Annotated in this window: 19 protein-coding genes; 11 read left to right on the top strand and 8 right to left on the bottom strand. The window is 44.7% G+C overall.

Features of this window, described 5'->3' with window-relative positions:
• Positions 1 to 116 precede the first annotated feature (116 nt).
• The 4 genes from ybfE to AC0VYG_RS08490 all read left to right on the top strand — a co-directional run bounded on the left by ybfE (position 117) and on the right by AC0VYG_RS08490 (position 3,410).
• Positions 117 to 479 carry a LexA regulated protein gene (gene ybfE, locus AC0VYG_RS08505; RefSeq protein ID WP_475431881.1) on the top strand — a complete coding sequence of 121 codons (363 nt, stop codon included), beginning with the start codon at positions 117 to 119 and terminating at the stop codon, positions 477 to 479.
• Between the two features lie 96 nt (positions 480 to 575).
• Positions 576 to 1,154, top strand: a complete 579-nt coding sequence (locus tag AC0VYG_RS08500; protein WP_475431880.1) for a thymidine kinase — start codon at positions 576 to 578, stop codon at positions 1,152 to 1,154.
• Positions 1,155 to 1,157: 3 nt separating this feature from the next.
• The gene (locus tag AC0VYG_RS08495; RefSeq protein WP_475431879.1) at positions 1,158 to 2,060 is read left to right on the top strand and encodes a recombination-associated protein RdgC; all 903 of its coding nucleotides are present in this window, start codon (positions 1,158 to 1,160) and stop codon (positions 2,058 to 2,060) included.
• Positions 2,061 to 2,234: 174 nt separating this feature from the next.
• Positions 2,235 to 3,410: a cation diffusion facilitator family transporter gene (locus AC0VYG_RS08490; protein ID WP_475431878.1), complete on the top strand. Its 1,176-nt coding sequence runs from the start codon at positions 2,235 to 2,237 to the stop codon at positions 3,408 to 3,410.
• Positions 3,411 to 3,486: 76 nt separating this feature from the next.
• On the opposite strand, the gene AC0VYG_RS08485 is transcribed toward AC0VYG_RS08490, so the two are convergent.
• Positions 3,487 to 4,914 (bottom strand): DNA recombination protein RmuC, encoded by a 1,428-nt coding sequence (locus AC0VYG_RS08485; RefSeq protein WP_475431877.1) that lies wholly within the window; start codon positions 4,912 to 4,914, stop codon positions 3,487 to 3,489.
• A gap of 53 nt (positions 4,915 to 4,967) precedes the next feature.
• Here AC0VYG_RS08485 and AC0VYG_RS08480 point away from each other — a divergent pair, with 53 nt between their 5' ends.
• The 3 genes from AC0VYG_RS08480 to AC0VYG_RS08470 are packed head-to-tail and all read left to right on the top strand — an operon-like array spanning position 4,968 to position 9,037.
• Positions 4,968 to 5,585, top strand: coding sequence for a YigZ family protein (locus tag AC0VYG_RS08480; RefSeq protein ID WP_475431876.1), 618 nt, complete (start codon positions 4,968 to 4,970; stop codon positions 5,583 to 5,585).
• Between the two features lie 2 nt (positions 5,586 to 5,587).
• On the top strand, positions 5,588 to 8,413 hold the full coding sequence (gene rapA / locus AC0VYG_RS08475) for an RNA polymerase-associated protein RapA (protein WP_475431875.1): 2,826 nt from the start codon (positions 5,588 to 5,590) through the stop codon (positions 8,411 to 8,413).
• A gap of 6 nt (positions 8,414 to 8,419) precedes the next feature.
• Positions 8,420 to 9,037, top strand: coding sequence for an RluA family pseudouridine synthase (locus AC0VYG_RS08470; RefSeq protein WP_475431874.1), 618 nt, complete (start codon positions 8,420 to 8,422; stop codon positions 9,035 to 9,037).
• A gap of 325 nt (positions 9,038 to 9,362) precedes the next feature.
• Here the strand turns inward: AC0VYG_RS08470 and AC0VYG_RS08465 are convergent, their stop codons facing one another.
• Both AC0VYG_RS08465 and AC0VYG_RS08460 read right to left on the bottom strand, forming a co-directional pair.
• Positions 9,363 to 9,662 carry a type II toxin-antitoxin system RelE/ParE family toxin gene (locus AC0VYG_RS08465; protein WP_475431873.1) on the bottom strand — a complete coding sequence of 100 codons (300 nt, stop codon included), beginning with the start codon at positions 9,660 to 9,662 and terminating at the stop codon, positions 9,363 to 9,365.
• Between the two features lie 8 nt (positions 9,663 to 9,670).
• Positions 9,671 to 9,913, bottom strand: a complete 243-nt coding sequence (locus AC0VYG_RS08460) for a type II toxin-antitoxin system Phd/YefM family antitoxin (protein ID WP_475431872.1) — start codon at positions 9,911 to 9,913, stop codon at positions 9,671 to 9,673.
• Positions 9,914 to 10,098: 185 nt separating this feature from the next.
• On the opposite strand from AC0VYG_RS08460, the gene AC0VYG_RS08455 reads away from it, so the two are divergent.
• Positions 10,099 to 10,653: a GNAT family N-acetyltransferase gene (locus tag AC0VYG_RS08455; RefSeq protein WP_475431871.1), complete on the top strand. Its 555-nt coding sequence runs from the start codon at positions 10,099 to 10,101 to the stop codon at positions 10,651 to 10,653.
• Positions 10,654 to 10,728: 75 nt separating this feature from the next.
• Here the strand turns inward: AC0VYG_RS08455 and AC0VYG_RS08450 are convergent, their stop codons facing one another.
• The 3 genes from AC0VYG_RS08450 to AC0VYG_RS08440 form a co-directional block, all read right to left on the bottom strand.
• Complete coding sequence (locus AC0VYG_RS08450) at positions 10,729 to 12,513, bottom strand: ArnT family glycosyltransferase (protein ID WP_475431870.1); 1,785 nt, start codon at positions 12,511 to 12,513, stop codon at positions 10,729 to 10,731.
• Positions 12,514 to 12,709: 196 nt separating this feature from the next.
• The gene (locus tag AC0VYG_RS08445) at positions 12,710 to 13,450 is read right to left on the bottom strand and encodes an alpha/beta fold hydrolase (protein WP_475431869.1); all 741 of its coding nucleotides are present in this window, start codon (positions 13,448 to 13,450) and stop codon (positions 12,710 to 12,712) included.
• A 22-nt stretch (positions 13,451 to 13,472) separates the two neighbouring features.
• Positions 13,473 to 14,486 (bottom strand): DUF2817 domain-containing protein, encoded by a 1,014-nt coding sequence (locus tag AC0VYG_RS08440; protein WP_475431868.1) that lies wholly within the window; start codon positions 14,484 to 14,486, stop codon positions 13,473 to 13,475.
• Positions 14,487 to 14,646: 160 nt separating this feature from the next.
• On the opposite strand from AC0VYG_RS08440, the gene AC0VYG_RS08435 reads away from it, so the two are divergent.
• Positions 14,647 to 15,078: a hypothetical protein gene (locus tag AC0VYG_RS08435; RefSeq protein WP_475431867.1), complete on the top strand. Its 432-nt coding sequence runs from the start codon at positions 14,647 to 14,649 to the stop codon at positions 15,076 to 15,078.
• Between the two features lie 9 nt (positions 15,079 to 15,087).
• On the opposite strand, the gene AC0VYG_RS08430 is transcribed toward AC0VYG_RS08435, so the two are convergent.
• Complete coding sequence (locus AC0VYG_RS08430) at positions 15,088 to 16,008, bottom strand: histone deacetylase family protein (protein WP_475431866.1); 921 nt, start codon at positions 16,006 to 16,008, stop codon at positions 15,088 to 15,090.
• Between the two features lie 72 nt (positions 16,009 to 16,080).
• Positions 16,081 to 17,190, bottom strand: a complete 1,110-nt coding sequence (locus tag AC0VYG_RS08425) for an HD-GYP domain-containing protein (protein WP_475431865.1) — start codon at positions 17,188 to 17,190, stop codon at positions 16,081 to 16,083.
• 132 nt (positions 17,191 to 17,322) lie between these two features.
• Between AC0VYG_RS08425 and AC0VYG_RS08420 the strand changes: the two genes are divergently transcribed.
• Both AC0VYG_RS08420 and miaB read left to right on the top strand, forming a co-directional pair.
• On the top strand, positions 17,323 to 17,814 hold the full coding sequence (locus AC0VYG_RS08420; protein ID WP_475431864.1) for an EVE domain-containing protein: 492 nt from the start codon (positions 17,323 to 17,325) through the stop codon (positions 17,812 to 17,814).
• 127 nt (positions 17,815 to 17,941) lie between these two features.
• Entirely contained in the window at positions 17,942 to 19,297 is a 1,356-nt protein-coding gene (gene miaB / locus AC0VYG_RS08415) for a tRNA (N6-isopentenyl adenosine(37)-C2)-methylthiotransferase MiaB (protein ID WP_475431863.1), read from the top strand.
• The last annotated feature ends 9 nt before the right edge of the window (positions 19,298 to 19,306 follow it).

Raw genomic sequence — 19,306 nt, 5'->3', positions numbered from 1 at the left:
TGACAAATTAAAAGATAATAGCGACCCAATGTTTAACGTCCGGTGTTTGCGTCTTTGCGTCAATCGTTAAACAATCATACACACAGCAACCACCCAAAAATGAATGAAGTAGAAGCATGGCAAAAGCGTCGTCCGATCGTAATACCATTGACTTGTTCGGCTCTTCACGAGGACGCCCGAGAAAGCAGCCTCTCAATCGAAAAGATCAATTAAAACGAAATAAGCGTATTCAGAGAGAAAAAGAGAAAGCACTGGGGTTCAAACGTTTGGAGCTGGTCATCGATCAAGACACCATCGACAAGTTGGATCAATTGTGTGAATTAAATGAGGTAAAGCGTGCAGAATGGCTTACGATGCAGGTTGCTTTGTCTTTTTCTAAGGCAAAACTCAGTAAAGCCAAAAAAAACAACGAAAAAAAGAGCAAAACCGATAAAACAGCGACACTCAACGAACAAGTCATACAGCAAATCGCTGAATAACTTTTACGTTACTTTTTTACGCATAGCAGCGGATTCAGCCTCGCTGTTTGTTATACTCCATCGCCCACTAAACAAGACGAAAACGACTGACGATCCATGGCCAAACTGTATTTTTATTATTCTGCGATGAACGCAGGCAAATCAACCATTCTCTTGCAATCTGCGCACAACTACCAAGAGCGGGGAATGCAAGTCATGCTATTAACCGCCGCCATCGATGACCGCTATGAACAAGGTCAAATTGCGTCGCGTATTGGTATTCAAGCCGACGCAGCTGTGTTCAATCAAAAGTCTGATTTATGGTCTCAGATCCAGCGCACACACCAAGAGCGGCCATTGAGTTGCGTATTAATCGATGAGGCTCAGTTTCTCAGTAAACAACAGGTTCAGGCCCTTAGCGATGTAGTCGATGAACTTAATATTCCTGTGCTCGCCTTTGGGATTCGCACCGATTTTAAAGGTGAGCTGTTCGAAGGCAGCCAAGCTCTCCTCGCTTGGTCAGATAAACTGATAGAATTAAAAACCGTTTGCCATTGCGGCAGCAAAGCCACCATGGTGATTCGTCTTGATGCACAAGGCATCCCAGTAAAAGAAGGTGCCCAAGTAGAAATTGGCGGCAATGACCGCTATCTTTCTGTGTGCCGTAAACATTTTAAAGAAGCCGTGAGAGACTAATTTATGTGGTTCAAAAACGCCCAAATATTTCAGCTAAAAGACACAGAATCACTGGATACCAATGAGCTTATCGACAAAATCCCTGAATTTCCGTTAAAAGAATGTGGATCACAAGAAGAGTTTTCCTTCGGCTGGTTGCCACTGATTCGAAACAGTGAACAATGGAGCCTGGCCAGTGACCGTTGCCTATTATTCCGTGCTGGAAAGGAAGAAAAAGTCCTACCCTCTGCGGTGGTTCGTGAAGAGCTGGAAGCTAAAGTGGCTGAGGTGGAATTAATCGAAGGTCGCAAAGTCGGTCGTAAAGAAAAGTCCGACATGAAAGACGAACTGGTTTTTACCCTTCGCCCTAAAGCCTTTTCTAAACGTACTGATATTTGGGCTTACATTGATTTACAAGCTAAAATCCTAGTTCTCAACAGCACCAATGCCAGCATGACTGAACAGCTGTTTAAACACTTGCAAACCACCTTGGGCAGTTTCCCAATGACACCATTGCAAGCACAAGTCTCTCCTGCCTCCTTAATGACGGAGTGGCTGACAACCAATGCGGTTCCAGCCAGCCTAGAAACAGGCGATGAATGCGAGATTCAAGACAGTTCAGAAGACAAAGCCACTATTCGCTTTAAAGCGCTAGAGCCCTTGTCTGAAGATGTAACTCGCCACCTTGAGAACGGCATGGCCGTTAAAAGTCTCGCCCTACGCTGGTCAGATAAATTAAGTTTTGTGCTTCACGAAGACTTAACACTGCGTAAGATAAAATTCGACGACGCCTTGAAAGAAGCCGCTTTTAACGACTCCCAAGGTGGTGGATTATCAGACATGGATGCAAATTTTTCCCTTATGTCATTGACCATGAGAGAGTTTTTTGATTCATTCTGCTTATGGTTTGAAATTCCACGAGACTAGGTGATTACTGACCTGCCCAACCTTTTCCACAGATTTCGTGGATAAGGTTGGGGAGAACATTCGCCAAGCTAGACATCATGGCTATTTGCAAAAAAATACACCAAATCGCCATACTGTTCACGACGGAATGCTACTCACTCAGCCTATTTGTCAACCGATCTACATGGATAATCTATGTCAGAATTATTGCAAGAACAGAGCATTGCTAAGCGCGTCACACTCATCGGTGCCGTCTGGGATTGTCTGCTTGGCATCGCCAAAATCATCGCTGGATACTTCTCACAATCACAGGCCTTAATCGCCGATGGCATTCACTCCTTATCTGACTTAGTCACCGATGTGTTTGTCTATTTTGCCTCATCAAACGCACGCCAAGGTCCAGACGAAAACCATCCATACGGCCATCTACGCTTTGAAACCGTTACCACTGTCTTTCTCGGTATCGTGCTGATCGTCGTGGCGTTTGGCATTGGCTATGAGTCCATCAGCTCGCACACTAAGGCCGAGTTTACTTGGTACGGATTAGCCGCACTGCTTACCACAATTGTCGTTAAAGAGATTATCTTTCACTACACCAAAAGCGCAGGTGAAAAGATTCAAAGCAAATTGCTGATTGCCAATGCTTGGCACAGTCGCAGTGATGCCCTATCTTCCGTAGCGGTGTTAATCGGTTTAATCGGCGTGTACTTTGGCTATGCTTGGGCCGATATGGTCGCTTCCATCGTTGTGGCGTTACTGATCGGTAAAATGGCCGTAGAAATGATTTGGGAAAATCTCGCTGAATTAGTGGACACAGCCCCCGACCCTAAACTCATCGCACAAATAAAAGACACAGCAAACAGCTTAAAAAACGTCATGGCGCCACACGACGTGCGAGCACGTTCCATGGCTGGCAAAATTTACTTGGACATGCACATACATGTACCAAGCTACGCCAGTGTTAGTGAAGGTCATTACCTTGGGGATTTGGTCGCTTACACCATCCAAAAAGCTCACCCTCAAGTGGCGGATGTTATGGTACATATCGATACGGACGATAAAGTTCAAACCGATAGTTTTCAAAATACCGACAATAAAAAACCACCTCATTTAAATTTGCCTGCTCGTCATCAAATCATGGCAGACCTGGGCTTTTTACTGCGCCAACATAAGGACTACTTAGATATTGAACACACTAAGCTGCATTATCTGTCCGACGGTCTAGACATTGAACTGATTGGCTTACTTGATAAGGTTCCAGAAGGACGTCAACTTCATCACATTACCCAGGCTATTTACCTAGACATGCAAGCAGCACCATATGGCAACAAGGTAACAGTATTGTGGCAATCACCGGAAGCGAACAAATAGAAGCACGTAAGGCTTAGAACAGAACCACTAAACAGAAAACCTTGCTCGTGACAGTACGAGCAAGTTCTACCTAAGGTTACTTGCCCCTTTCAAATTCAGACTCAGCCGTAAAAGTGTGATGGGGCTGTGTTTGCTCAGAGGCACCGTCCTCTATCGACGACAACCCCTCTTCTTCGTAAAATTCCTCTTCATCGGGTCCTTCTATAGGCAAAGTGTCTTCTTTATTAAGATGTCCTTCTGGCAAGGATTTGGTTGTTTTCGCTCCCATCTGTTTTAACTTCTCAGCACGAGCTAACAAATTACCACGTCCCAGTGTGAGCTTCTTCAGCGCCGAATCATGGCTGCGATTTAGCGCATCAATTTTACCGCCGATATCGTCCATATCCTGAACAAAACCGACAAATTTGTCATACATTGCCCCCGCTTGACGAGCAATTTCAATGGCATTCTGACTTTGTTTTTCGTTGCGCCAAATATTTTGAATAGTACGAAGTGTTGCCAACAAGTTGGAGGGTCCGACGATAATAATATTATGCTCAAACGCCTCACTGAATAAGCCGTTATCACCTTGTAACGCTAGACCAAAAGCCGCCTCAATTGGAATAAACAAAAGCACGAAATCCAGCGAGGTGATTCCTGGCAATTCATGATACGCCTTGGCACTCAACTCCTTCATATGGCGACGTACGGCATCCATATGCTGTTTCAAGGCTCGATTACGCTCCTCCTCGGTTTCCGCCTCCATATAGGCCAAATAACTGACCAATACCATCTTCGAATCCACGACAATTTGCTTACCTTCGGGCAAATAAATCACCACATCCGGTTGTAAACGTCGCCCTGTCTCCGATTGAAGAGAGACTTGAACCTCGTATTCTCGGCCTTTCTCAAGACCGGACTTTTCTAAGATGCGCTCAAGAATCACCTCTCCCCAACCACCTTGTAGCTTGTTCTGTCCTTTCAAGGCGGACGTCAAACTGACCGCATCATCGCTAATTTTCTGATTCAGTTGTTGCAAGCTTTTTATTTCTTTCACCAATGAAAAGCGTTCCCGCGCCTCTTCTTGATAACTCTTATCCACACGCTCCTGAAATTTTTGAATCTGCGACCCCAAAGGCTGTAATAACGACCCTAGTTGACGCTCATTTTCCTTTGCTAAATGTTGTCCCTGCTGCATCATGATCTCGTGCGCTAACTGCTTAAACTCTGTCTCATTTTGGCGCTTTTGCTCACGATAGAAGGACTCTTTTTCCTGCCATACTGTCTGTGCCGCAGCAAACTGCTGCTCTAAAGTCAGAGATTCTTTCTCTAAATAATGAATATGATCCTTAGATTGTTCCAAAAGTCTCACTAATTCATCATTTTGTTGCTGCATTTTTGCTTGAGTGAGGTGCCACTGGCGACGCATAGCCTGTACAATGTAGCCAGCAACACAAGAAACCAACAGGGCGCCGATGCAAAAGCCCGATAACACCAAAACGGATTGCCAAAGCCAATCTGACATAGAAAATAAAACCCACTATTTTTATAGAGAAAACAAGAATTAAGCCAGTTTACATGGATTACTACTTAAGCCCAACACACACACAACGCTTTGATCTTGAAATTAAAAATAGCCAGTTTATTACCACGGTCAGCCGGACCAAAGGCCGTGAAGCGGCGAAAACCTTTCTTGATGAAATACGCCAGCGCTACCCAGATGCCAACCATCACTGTTGGGCATTTGTTGCAGGCGCTCCAAACAACGCACACCTGTGGGATCAAAGCGACGATGGCGAGCCTAAAGGCACAGCGGGCAAACCCATGTTAAACGTCTTACAGCACTCCAGTTTTGGTGAAACCACCGTTGTCGTTACCCGCTATTTTGGTGGTATCAAATTAGGCGCTGGTGGCCTTGTGCGAGCGTATAGTCAAGCCGTACAAGAAGCACTCAGCCAAACAGAATATGAAAACATTTATCCGCGTTCACCTGTGCAATTAGTTATCTCCTACCCTTTACTGGGCAAGGTTGAATACTGGCTAGAACAAAGTGATATCGAGATAAACAACAAAACGTTTAGTGACAATATTGTCATGGACCTCGCCGTTATTGAACGAACTTGGCCTGAACAAAAGCAAACGCTAACAGATTTATGCCAAGGCAGCCTAACATTAATCGAATCGGACAAAGAGTAACTATGTACAAAATTGGACAAAGATGGAGCAGCCGCAACGAACCTGATCTGGGCGTCGGTATAATCACAGAAAGACAAAGCAAATCCTTTTTATTGCATTTTCCCGATGCGGAAACGGATCGCCAATACTCAAATGACCAAACCAGTCTTGTGCGCCGCACTTTAACCCCAGGGGATCAACTTTCTTTTCAGGATGAAACCTTCACGATATTGGAAGTAGAAGAGATCGACGGACTGGTGGAGTATCGTATCAGCGACGACGATGACTGGTTAGAAGAGTCTGTCATCCAATTCCCACGTAATGACAAAAACGAATTGGACTATATTCTGTCTTTATCACCTGCACGCCGTATGTGGTTCGACCTACGCCGCCATACACTAGAACACCAAGCCGACAACGCCGCCTCTCCTGTGCGTGGCTTAATGGGCTTGAAAGCCGAACTGCTACCACACCAGATTTACCTAGCACACGATATTGCTAATCGTCCAAAAGCGCGTGCTTTGTTGTGTGATGAAGTTGGTATGGGGAAAACCCTAGAGGCGGGTTTGATTTTACATCAGCGTTTATTAAACGGCCTTTGCAAACGCGCCTTAATTTTGACCCCCACCAATCTACAACATCAATGGTTGGTCGAAATGCTACGCCGTTTTCATCAGCCCTTTAGTTTGATCAATGAAGCCGTCTACGAAGATTTCATGGAAGGCGATGACAATCCATTTGAGCAGCAACCCTTTGTTATCGCCCCAATTGATTGGGCCAGCCAGCATCTACATGCGACACAACACATGCTAGAAGCAGAATGGGATATGGTGATTGTCGACGAAGCTCACCACTTGGCTTGGCACCCAGAAACACCCAGTATTAGCTACCAAGTGGTTGCCCGTCTCGCGGCAACAACGGAATCCCTATTGCTGCTAAGCGCCACACCAGAACAAACCGGTGAGCGAGAACACTTTTCTCGTTTGCAGTTATTGGATGCAGATCGTTACCACGACTTTGAACAATACCAGGCTCAGCAAAAAGAGTTTAAACAAGCGGCCGAACTGGCTGAAATGTTGCTCCCTCTAACGGAAGAAGAAAACAGTGACCTGTCAATAGACTGGGATAACGCCTTCGCCCCCTATTTAGATCAGGTTAAATCGAAAGAGTGGTTTGCCAATCTAGATCAAAGCGGTGAAGCACGGATGAATGGGGCACAAGAAGCCATTAGCTGGCTGATTGACCGTCATGGCACGGGCCGCGAAATGTTCCGCAATACACGGGCTGCCGTGGGCGGTTTTCCAAATCGTTACCTGCACGCTTATCCGCTCGACAACAACGAGCACTTTGCTTCTGCCAACCACCATGTTCAGCCCGAGACCGATGTGCAAGACGGACTCTGGGAACTCGACCCTCGCTGGGTTTGGCTAAAAGAATTCCTAGAATGTCAGGCCGATAAAATACTGGTGATTTGTCACACCGCTGATATGGCCCAATGGCTCAATGATCAGCTCACCTTTGCTGGCTTCCAAAGTGCCGATTTCCACGAGCAGATGCCACTAATCCACCGTGATCGTGCAGCGGCTTACTTTGCCGACGAAGAAGGGGCACAAATTCTTGTCTGTTCAGAAATTGGATCCGAAGGGCGTAACTTCCAGTTTAGCCATCATATCGTCATGTACGATCTGCCAGAACACCCCGACTTGTTAGAACAGCGAATTGGTCGCTTGGATCGTCTTGGACAACTTCATGACGTGCAAATCCACGTCCCTTACCTGTCCAATAGCGTTCAGGAACGCTTATTCCATTGGTTCCATAACGCTCTTAATGCTTTTTGTCGCACAACCAGTGCGGGCGATAAAGTAGAAGAAGCCTTCCGTGAAACCCTGCACGCTTACTTACGAGGAGAAGACGACGATCTCAGCTTACTGGACGAAGCCAAGGTCTACCATGAAGCGCTATTACAGCAAATGGAAGAAGGCCGTAATCGCCTATTAGAAATGAGCTCGTGCCGTCCAGAACAAGCTCGCGCTTTGATCCAACAGATCAACGAGCAAGCAATTCACGGCCTGCATCACTATATTGAAGATGTCACCCATGCCTTTAATATTCATGCGGAATGCATCAACAGTGACCCAGATGAAAGCGCTTGGTTTATTCGCCCCTCTACCGACATGATGCTAGAAGCCCTCCCTGGTATCGAAGAAGAAGGCAAAACGCTCATGTTAAATCGTCGTCAAGCAAGTCAGCGCGAAGATGTCGCCTTTGCCACCTGGGAGCATCCGCTGATCACCATGCTAATGGATGAAGTACAAGGCTTTGATTCTGGCAAACTGACGTCTGCCATCTTACCCATCGCCGCCCTACCAGAAGGCACGGTGTTGGTAGAAAGTATGTTCGTCATTGAAGCGACGGCTCATCCGCGCCTGAAACTCGCGCAATCGCTCCCCATGACACCTATGTGGCAATTGTCCGATTCCAATGGAAAGTTCCTACATCAACAGTTTACTGCGGATAAATGGGCAGAAAAACTCAAAGGCGTCCCCAATCGTGTCGCCGAACAATGGGTAGCTGCACTTCGCTCTAACTTGATTGAAGTGCTACAAGCTCATCAACTCAATGCACAAGATCAAGCACGTCCTATCGTGCAAGCTGCGAAAGTGTCTTACCAACACCGCTGCCAAAATGAAATTGAGCGTTTGGGCGAGCTAAAAGCCTTTAACGATGCCATTACAGAAGACGATATCCAGCGTCTTGAAACAAACATGCAAGAAGGTTTAACTCGTATCGACGAGCATCAAATCCGCTTAGATGCCATTCGTATCATCTTGACCACCAAACCGGAATAATCGTCTGTGTTAGAGATACTCTACGAAGACGATTGGTTCGCCGTCATCAACAAACCTGCTAACTGCTTATCTGTGCCCGGTCGGGGCCCAGATAAGCTAGACTCTATATTACATAGAGCCGAATTGCAGTTTGGCGAGGCATTCGCTATTCACCGCTTAGACGAAGCCACTTCTGGCTTAATTCTGGTCGCTAAAACTCACGAATGCCAAAAGCGAATGTACGCCCACTTTCGCGAACGGGACGTTAAAAAGGAATACCGTGCTACCCTGCGCGGTCATCTTCTTGGTGAACGCGGCGAAGTGCGCAAACCACTACGCTGCGATTGGCCCAACCGCCCCAGACAAATTGTCTGTACCGACGAATGGAGCAAAGACTCCATTACCTATTGGGAAAAAATCGCCTATGAAGACAACACGACTCGCGTTCGACTCGTGCCTTTTACCGGCCGTTCTCACCAATTGCGCGTCCATATGCAAAGCCTAGGGCACTCGATCATCGGCGACGAATTCTACGACCCAGAGTATGCAAATGACCCTCGCTTGTTATTGCATGCTTATCGCTTAGAATTTCGACATCCGTTTACCAAGGCTTGGGTAGCCTTTGTGGCCCCCTGTCCTTTTTAAATTTGATGACTAACCTCCTCTCACTGGTTTTGAGCTGCTAGCTTATTCCGCTCTGCTGAGCGGGTAACTTTTATCCAGAGCCATAAAAATTACCAAAAGGTCTCTTATCGGGCTTTCGCCCAAACGTCTCCTTCATTTTGTTTAATACTGGTTTAGCAAGACGATTTTTATCGTAAGGCATAGATTGGTTTTTTGGATATATGAGAAGGTATTTTTTACTGACTCTGAAATTCCATAAAGTCGCGCAACTTCGTTTTGTCGAACTGGCTTATTTGGGATCTCAAAGCCAGAAAGTAAAGTATTAACTCTTAGGATGAATTAAGGTCTATTTGAGGTGATTTTGCGGTAGTTGTGACTGGCCTAAAACGGCAACAACTAAAATGAAACCACTCTCCTTGATGAAATAAGCATTGTGCTTACCAATAGGGAAATAAAAGCCATTGAGGTATATCTCGTCACAGCTTCTGCCTAATCCAGGGTTATCCGCTAACATCTGAAAACCAGATAAGAGGGTTTCTCTATATTTTTCCCACTGCGATTCGGAAAAATTATCGATAGTATAGTGTCTAATTTTACGTAGGTGTTGTTGAGCCAAGCTACTCAGTTTGTATTCTTTGCTCTGCATATCAATAATTATAGCGTACTTAAAAAGCTTTGACCGTCAACGACATTGCCTTTAGCCAAGTCTTCTTTGGCAGATTCAAAGCAATGTTTTAGGTATTCCACCTTCATCGCTTCAAGCTCTTCATAGTCTCTGATAGACATTACAACTACAGCATCTTTGTTGTTCTTGCTAATCTTCACGGGCCCTCGTTGGGCACTCATAAGTAACTCCCCAAAATTTCGTTTAGCATCATTTGCTGTTAATGTGTTCATGTTCAATTCTCATATTTGAAAGTACAATAGAATTATAGTCTTTCGAGCGAATAGATCAATATGATTAAATCGTGTGATTTAAACAAAAGCGCGACAAATCATTTAAAACGCTTTATAGCGGAATTAGACACCCGAGTCAGCTGAAGCTGTATGTTCTAAGGATTAAGTAAAACTAAAGAGAAGCTATGTTTTCACTAGAAGTAGAAAAAGGATTAGAGTTAGCGCTTGTTCACCCCAAGTTCGCTAAAGCGTATCTACGGATAGTCACGCAGCAACGTGACTATCTTGGGCAGTGGTTGGCATGGCCACCTCATGCGCACAGTGAGGATTTTTTCCTCACTTTTATTAAACAAGCTCTTCACGATTACGCAGATGGTAAGTCGTTAAGTTGTGCTATGTTGTTTGAAGGCGAAGTGGTCGGCAATATTGGTTTCAATACAATTGACCATAGTCTCAAGCGGGTGGAGATCGGTTACTGGCTCAGTAAGGATTATCAGAAAAAAGGCATTGTCACGAAGTCGGTTGCTAAGCTGATTGAGTTGGCTTTTACCGATTTTGATATGGAGAAAGTGCAGATTTCCGCAGCAGAGGAAAATCAGTCAAGCCGATCTGTTTGTGAGCGTTTAGGTTTTACACTTGAAGGCATTATCACTCGAAAAGAGAATCTCAATGGTAAAGTGGTAGATCATGCCGTCTATGGCTTAAGCCGAGCCAGCTGGCTGATGGATCATGAAAACTAGAGCTATCCATTTGGCTGATGGTGACGACAAGTTCGCCCCAACAGCCAATGATGATCGCTTAAGCTTTCAGCTATTTTAATTCAGCTTAGCGGGTTGTTTTACCGCCTTTTCAGATACCTCCATTACTGGAGGTGTTTTATTTTCGTTCCCTGTTAACCATAAAATAGCACTGCGTTTTTTATCGCTACGCGGATGCCCTATCAATAAAAGACGGTAAGGGGTGCTTGAAGGCAATCCCATATAACGGATAGGGTCTTGAGTGGAGTCCGTTCGATCAAGGATCAAGTAATCATATTGGCTGTCTTTCCCCTCGAGAATGCGTTGTGCTCGGGCTTTATCTACCATAGGCACGGACCAATCGTCATATAAATAAAAGATAGACGACATGGTCTCTGAAAAGCCAATGCCTGCAGTTCGCTCCCTTTTATCCTGCGGGATTTGCTTCACAAAGGTGTTAAGGTCATGCCTCATGTCTTTAGCGATGTCTACGGCGATAAACACATAATGAAAAATGGCAATAAAAAATAAAGATGAAATGAATGATAACTTAGTCCAGCCAGGCCACTGAGTGACTTCGACTTTTATCATTAAAATAATAGCAAATAGCACCCACAGCGCCGTCACCTGCCAACTGGAAAGCCACAACATAAGAGGTTGTGGCACTTTATTGTTTGGTAAGAGCTGGGCCCACAAAGGCGTTATAGCAAATACAGCTATAATGACAATCATCATTACCAAAAAAGCACGTCGATACCAGTCGGACCATCTACCTTTTAGTGTCATTAACGCAGAAGCTATCATTAAGGCAAACAAAGGCATTAAAGGCGCAAGGTACATGGGTCTCTTGGTTGCCGAATAGGACAAAACAAAAACGGCAAAGCAAAACCAAAAGAGAAAAAACCCATCAAGCCAATTCGCTTGGTGCCGAGTCACGGCTCTTTTTACTGAAGAGGCCAAACCAATAATAAAGAAGACAGACCAAGGTAACGTATATTCTATAATACTACTAACGTAATAAAACGGTTTGCCCTGATGGTTATGACCTAAGGTTTTCGTCGAGGAGCCGGTTAAGCGCCCTATCTGATTATCCCAAAACCAGGCATGCCAAAGCGCTGGAGACGCTTGTTTATAAAAAGGATACACCCAAGCAGCGATCACTAAGCACATTATGATGAGTCCCATCACATGGAAGAACAACGCACGTCCCCATGTTGCACTTTGATGGGCACCTCGCTGTCTTAGATAGACGTAACGAATAAAAAGCACCAACCAAGCAGGCCCAACACATAGGATAATGGCAATAGGGCCTTTGCTTAAAAACGCCAATCCCGCTAACGCTCCCGCCAGTAACACATAACGTAATTGAAGACGTAAGTAAGCTTCTGCAAAGGCCCAAATGGCGGCAATAGAGGTAAACATCATCATGGCATCCACTCGTAGCCAATGAAAGTTCAGCAAAAAACCCTCGCTGGACGCCAATACCCCAAGGGTTAGCCAAGCATACTCCTTCCCTTTAAGCAGCCATGCTAAACGAAACGTGACCACTAAGGACGCTAAACACAGTAGACCTAATCCTAATCGAGCCGCCATCAAGGCGCCCAACCCTGTAATATGCATCAGTGACACACAATAGATAAAATACAACGGCGGCTTTTCAACAAAGGGAATACCCGCAAAATGCGGTATGATCAGATTATCAGAGAGGTACATATCCTTAATAATAGCAACCACTCTGGGCTCATCTGGCGTCCAGACGGTGTGGTTGAACAGTCCGCTAAATACAACAAAAATGATGCTAAGCAGCAAAAAGACCTTCCAAGAATCTTTGCTATTCCATTCCATTAAGGTGTTACGGCGCACACTTATCTCCGGTAAATCGATGTATATAATCAAACAACAGGTTAAAAAATCATGAAAATATAAAACTAAATTGAAAATACTTTTAAATTATTCCAACTCATCTAAACAAAGACTTTTTCTATTTAAGGAATACTGACCATTGGTGTTTGACAAAATAAGAGTCATCATCCTTAAATAGCGATAAGTCTCTAATGGATCATTTATCCTTTTGCTCCATTAGCAAATCAAGGATCCATTGCGGATCATCTAGAGGTAGGTCGTGGCCTGCTTGGGGATGTTCTATCAGTGGCACTTTCCAACGTTCTGCAATTCGGCGTGAGGCACTGCTATTTACCAAATGATCATAGGAACTGGCAAGTAATAAAAGTTTTTTGTGGTGCGTCAAATGGGCTATCTCAAAATTCGCTGCCGCCCAAAGCTGACGAATAAGGTTGAAAAGTCCTGGGGAGGCTGCTTTTGCCCACTCACACCATTGTCGCTCCAAGGTTTGTGGGCTTGATTGCATATTGGTCGTTAATAAACGAACTTGATGCTCTTGTTGTGTTTTAGAAATCAGTCCGAATAACAGTAAACGCAGCATGGCGTTTAGACGCATTCGCTGCCAAGGCAAACTACACCCTTTCATGCTGGTATTGATCACATAAGCAAATGAGATCTCTTCTGGGAAACGATTCAACCAGTCAAGGGCAACCATGCCTCCCATGGATAAACCAATTAACGCTATTGGGCCTATGACAGTCTGTTCTTTTACCCATAGTCGATAATAGTTAGTCGCCTGGGCAATGCTGGCAGGGCTTTTCAAGTGCGCTAATGATCCATTTCCTGGTAAATCTGGTGTCAAAACGCGATGCTCAGGGAATGCTTGTTGCAATAGCTTCGGAAACGCCCCCCAGTGACGCTGATCTCTCCCTAAACCTCGCAACAAAAGCCAGTTCACGCTATTGCTCTTGAACCTCTGCTCAGTCATTTTGATACCAATGCTTTAAGGCTATCTTATGCATTCGTTGGCGTTGCGACTCTTTAGGCAACCATTGCGCCATATTGGCACTGGCACGCCAAAGAATCTCAATAAGAAACAGGTTTTCTCGTAACACTCGTTTTACTCGATGGGGCTTAATCGGGTGAAACATTCCTAAAAAGGAGCGTAATTGCAATGGGTTTTTCTTGACCCAACGCCAAGACCCCAGCTCCAGAGTCAGTGGCAGCAATGTCTGCTGACGTGAATTTGCCTTAAGATACAAATAATCCCATAGGTCACCATGACAAAGATAATGGTGGGACTGAGGCTCAAGCAAATAACGATGATTCGGATGGCTATGCTTTAACAATTTTTTCAGCGCATAGTAATCTGCGATATGAGGCACTGGCTGTCGAGTACCAGCCATAGGAAACCAAAGCCGATCTTGAGCTCCAAAGCCCGAATGTACATCCAAAGCCATCACAATTGGGCTTTGCTCACAAAGACGCTCTACTAGATCACATAGGGCCTGGGCTTCCATTTCTAACGGCTTCCCTAAACCACCACGAAACCAAGGTAAATGCCGAGTCAATCGCTGACCACCAAAAGGCCAAGTTATGGGATCCAGTGCATCAATCGGCGCATTTCTCATCAAATCCACACCATTGCCATTACCACGATGCTGACGAGCCATTCCCACTGGATTTAATATTGGCAAACAAACAAAACGCACATTTTCCAATGCCATCTGCAACTGTTGATCCCAAATCAATCGATGCAATAAAGAATTGAGATAGGCGAGTACCACTTGCGAGCCAATACGTTCAACACCATGCACCCCGCCCACCAGCAGGAAGGTAGGCACATTGGGACGATCACTGCCAAGAAATACAGCATCCACGGGATACTGCTCAGGGCCATCAGAAAGTTGAGCCAGTGTTTCACGATGTACGCTGGGAATATCCAAGCGCAACAAACGTTGTAGTTCAGCCAATTCAGATAACATGCTTTGCATAACTGCCCACTTCCTGCTTACCTTTGTAGACAGTAAAAGAGAATCATGGCAGTTATATGACAATAGAAAATAATACTTTTTCGGTAGGAGCACCTTGCAGCTAAATTAAATTCATATACCCTACGAAAAAGATCGCCCATTAGGAATTAAGCCAACAGTCATGGATTTAGTATTCGACATTTTTGCATTCTTGATAATAATCGCATCGATAGCAGGGATACTCCAGCATTTACATATCCCTATTACCTATACAGACATTTTAATAATACTCGTATCTATACTAGGTATCCTCGTTTTATATAAACTTAAGAAATGGAAGATTGCCGATAATATTGGCGCGTACTTTTCTCTACTTCAACTCATTGGCGCCACCATAATCAATATCCTCTGCTTAGTATTTGGGGCAGCCTGTGCTTATTTTGGTTTTAAGCATCCGTTGCTGCTACTAAAAGGGGAAAGCCAAGTGTGGGGTCGCGGATGGGGACCCATGCACGGCTATTCTGCGGCTATTTTTGGTGTCGTTGTTGTTTTGTTAATAGTAGCATTTATATATTTCTCTATAGCCAACCACAATAGAACCAAAAAACGTTAAGCGGTTACTCTATAAACATCTTTCCCAAACCCAATGAGCTGCTTGATGTACTAGACTATGCCGCCATGCCACCTTATCTTCTTGTCGGTCGTAACCGCCGCCAATAACACAAGCGACGGGCAAATTTTGTTTAATACACGTTTGGATAACGTATTTATCCCGTTCTAGAATGCCCTCGTCCGTCATATTGATATGCCCTAACCGATCATCTTTATGCACATCGACACCCGCATCGTAGAAGATAAAATCCGGCTGATGCTCGGCAAGCGCCTTTGGCAAGGTTTCCCTTAAAATGGACAAATACAAGTCATCGTCAGCCCCTTTAGGAATGGCTATATTAACGCCATCAGTTTGCTTAAGAGTGGGGTAATTTTCTTCACAGTGCCAAGAAATTGGCACAATATCGGTTCGGTCTTTAAAGAAGGCGATGGTGCCATCTCCTTGGTGTACATCGCAGTCTAAAATTAACACCTTTTTTGCTTTACCTGAATTCACTAGCGCTAACGCTGCGACGGCTAAATCATTAAAAATGCAAAAACCTGCACCACGTGCAGGCTGAGCATGGTGCGTTCCACCTGCAAGATGGCACGCCAAGCCATGCTCTAGCGCTAACTCGCTGGTTAAGATAGTGCCAGAAACGGCACGTAATGTTCGTTCAACCAACCATTCGGACCAAGGTAGACCAATGTCTTTCTCTTCTTGTTTGGAGAGTTTCCCCCGAATAAAGCGTTGCACATAACCTTTGTCGTGGGCCTGCATTAAGGTCGTTAAGGATAATGGTGAGGGTTGATATTCATTCTTTTCCGTGAGAATCCCTTGCGCTCTTAACGTTTGTGCCAAGAGCCGAAATTTATGCATAGGAAAGCGGTGCCCTGCTGGAAAGGGGATGCTGTAATGGGGATGAAAAACAAGTGGAAGTTGTGCAGCCATAGTCTTAATAATCCATAATAGATAAGACTATGGTAGCAATTTTTGGTGGGATTAAAAAAAGCGTCGTAACAATTATTTTTTCCGCGCCACCAACACCTTGCGAATGGCAGCATTAAAAGAATCGACAATATGAGGAGGAAAGCCTTTGCCACTTTCAAAGTTCACTTTTTGGATGGCGCGCATGGAACTCTTTCGATATTCTTCGCCCGATTTACCCCAAACGATATCAATAAACATGACCGCCACAGCCAAAATAAACGCCCCTTGTGGAATCATTGAGCCGACAAGTTGCTCAGGAAACCCTGAGCCGTCAAAGCGTTCTTTGTGGGCCATTACCATGGAAACCGCCTCGTCCCAGCCTTCGTGTTTACTCAATAATTGAGCCCCCACCATAGGATGATTCCATTCAGCTTGTTTGCGCGCCTCTTCATCATCTTTGCAATTTAAGATCACCGCCATCCCCATATTATGCATATAAGCTGCCGCGCTTAATTGGGCGGGATCTTCCTGTTGTTTGCATTCAATATTAATCAACTGGCAAAGCTTTAATATACGCTCACTACGTTCGGGGGAATAACCTAACAAACGATTTAACTTGGAACTGAATGCCTTAAACTGTTCGATATCAAACTCTTGCTCTTTGGTATACTCCACCTTGACTAAAAGATCGACTGTTCTGGCCGGAGCCTCAGCTGCCTCAGACTCTTTTTTCTCCGTTGAAATATCATCCAATAAGGCCTTTGCCAAGGAAGAGCGCTGCTCATCGTCTTCACAGGCATAAAGCGTATCCAAACCATTTTGTAATACATTTAACGTAGCGGTTTCTGCGCCATGAAATTTATAAAGTTGCATCAGCAAATTACCGATTTGCTCAACCACAACATTAATTAACTCACCAAGATGATAATGATACTGGATATAACCGCCTCGCATACCGTCGACGATTTCTTCAAGACGATGCAGTGCCCCCACAAGTGGATCTAAAAAGCACACTGAACAATTGCCCTTCATGCTATGCAAAGAACGAAACAAATTATCTAACTTATCAAAGGAAAAACCATCATCTTCGATGCTATTGATGATTTCTTCGATTTCTTGCTGTGCTTCCTGATAGCACTCGAGAAGGTCATCCTTAAGTTCCTTTTCCAGTGCGGAAAAATCTTTACAGGCGAATTGACTCATATATCCTCATCCATATGAAGAGCATCACAACCCAAGACATCGAGAGATAAGCAACTCATTGAGGACATTGGGTAAATTTTCTTTAATTGTAGATACAATTTTATAAACCATATACTAAGAGTATGTATCATTATGCAAACGGATAATAGTATGCCTAATTACTGGCTCATGAAGTCTGAACCCAGTGCTTTTTCCATTGATGATTTAACACAACAAGGCCCCTCTCCCTGGGATGGCGTTCGCAATTATCAAGCACGTAACTTTATGCAAAATATGCACATTGGCGACCTCGTCTTTTTTTACCACTCAAACTGTAAGCCAGCGGGCATTGCTGGCGTGGCGAAAGTGGTACGCGAAGCCTATCCAGATCACACAAGTTGGGACCCTACCAGCCATTATTATGACCCTAAATCCTCCCCAGATCATCCTCGCTGGTTCATGGTGGATATTGAACTGGTCGAAAAATGGCCCAGTGTCTTACCCCTTAGCACCTTAAAACAAGACCCAGCACTTAGTGACATGTTACTTACCAAAAAGGGCAACCGTTTATCAGTCATGCCAATTAAGCCAAACGAATGGCGGCACATCAATACACATTTAAACTCAAATAATAAACCAAGATGATCGAAGGAAATAAGGACTATTTTCAGTTTAATGGGTTCGAATGTTCATCACCCCTGTGATTCAGAGGCAAAGCCAAATATAATAGCGCCAAAGTCGATAGACGAATAATTTTTAGGTTATAAGTGACATGGCAAAAAAACTCTTTATCCAAACTCACGGCTGCCAAATGAATGAATACGATTCCTCTCGTATGGCAGATTTACTCGGCGAAAGCCATGAGATGGAACTCACAGACAATGCGGAAGAAGCGGATGTGCTTCTTTTGAACACCTGCTCTATTCGCGAGAAAGCGCAAGACAAGGTGTATCACCAACTTGGCCGCTGGAAAAAACTCAAGCAGAAAAACCCCGATTTAGTCATTGGTGTGGGCGGATGTGTGGCGAGCCAAGAAGGCGATGCCATTCGTAAGCGGGCCAAACATGTTGATATGATTTTCGGACCTCAGACATTGCACAAGTTACCTGAGATGGTGAACTCTGCGGGCAAACACATCCCCATTACGGATGTAACCTTTCCCGAAATTGAGAAATTCGACCACTTGCCCGCACCGCGTGTGGAAGGAGCAGAAGCCTTTGTGTCTGTCATGGAAGGGTGCAGTAAATACTGTACTTTCTGCGTGGTCCCTTATACCCGTGGTGAAGAAGTCAGCCGTCCATTCGACAGCATTTTGAAAGAAGTCATACAGCTTGCAGAGCAAGGTGTACGCGAAATTCATCTATTGGGGCAAAACGTCAACGCTTACCGTGGCGAAACCGTAGAAGGTGATGAAGCAGACCTTGCCGATATTATTCACGCTGTGGCACGCATTGATGGCATTGAGCGCATTCGTTTTACCACTTCTCATCCGGTAGAGTTTACCGACAGTTTAATCGAAGCTTTCCGCACTGAACCCAAACTGGTTAGCCATCTTCACTTACCGGTTCAAAGTGGTGCCGACAACATCCTTAGTGCCATGAAACGCGGTCATGATCGCCAATATTATATTGATAAGATCAATCGCATTAAGGACGCGCGACCTGGCATCAGCCTGTCCTCAGACTTTATCATTGGCTTCCCAGGCGAAACCGACGAAGATTTTGTCGATACGATGAACTTAATTCAGGAAATCGGCTTTGATCACTCATTCAGTTTTGTTTATAGCCAGCGCCCAGGTACGCCAGCAGCAAGTCTGGAAGACGACACACCAGAAGCATTGAAAAAAGAGCGTTTAGCCATATTACAACGTCGTATCAGTCAACAAGCATTCGACATCAGTTTAGCAATGGTTGGTGAGGTTCAGCGCATTTTGATCAGCGGTTATTCACCCCGTGATCCTGGGCAGCTTCAAGGCCGAACTGAAAACAATCGCATTGTTAACTTCCGTGCTTCCGATCCTCAATTGATCGGTAAATTTGCAGACGTGGTGATCACAGATGCTTATTCAAACTCGCTACTAGGTGAGTTGATCAGCTCTGAACTTGACACCGATTTTATCCTTCACTAAGTAAGGTAA

This window comes from Marinomonas sp. 63XJN7_7_ISO-PGPR-S23-202, from assembly GCF_056173505.1.
The sequence above is the reverse complement of the archived record's forward strand: the minus strand, read 5'-3'. Positions and strand labels throughout refer to the sequence as shown.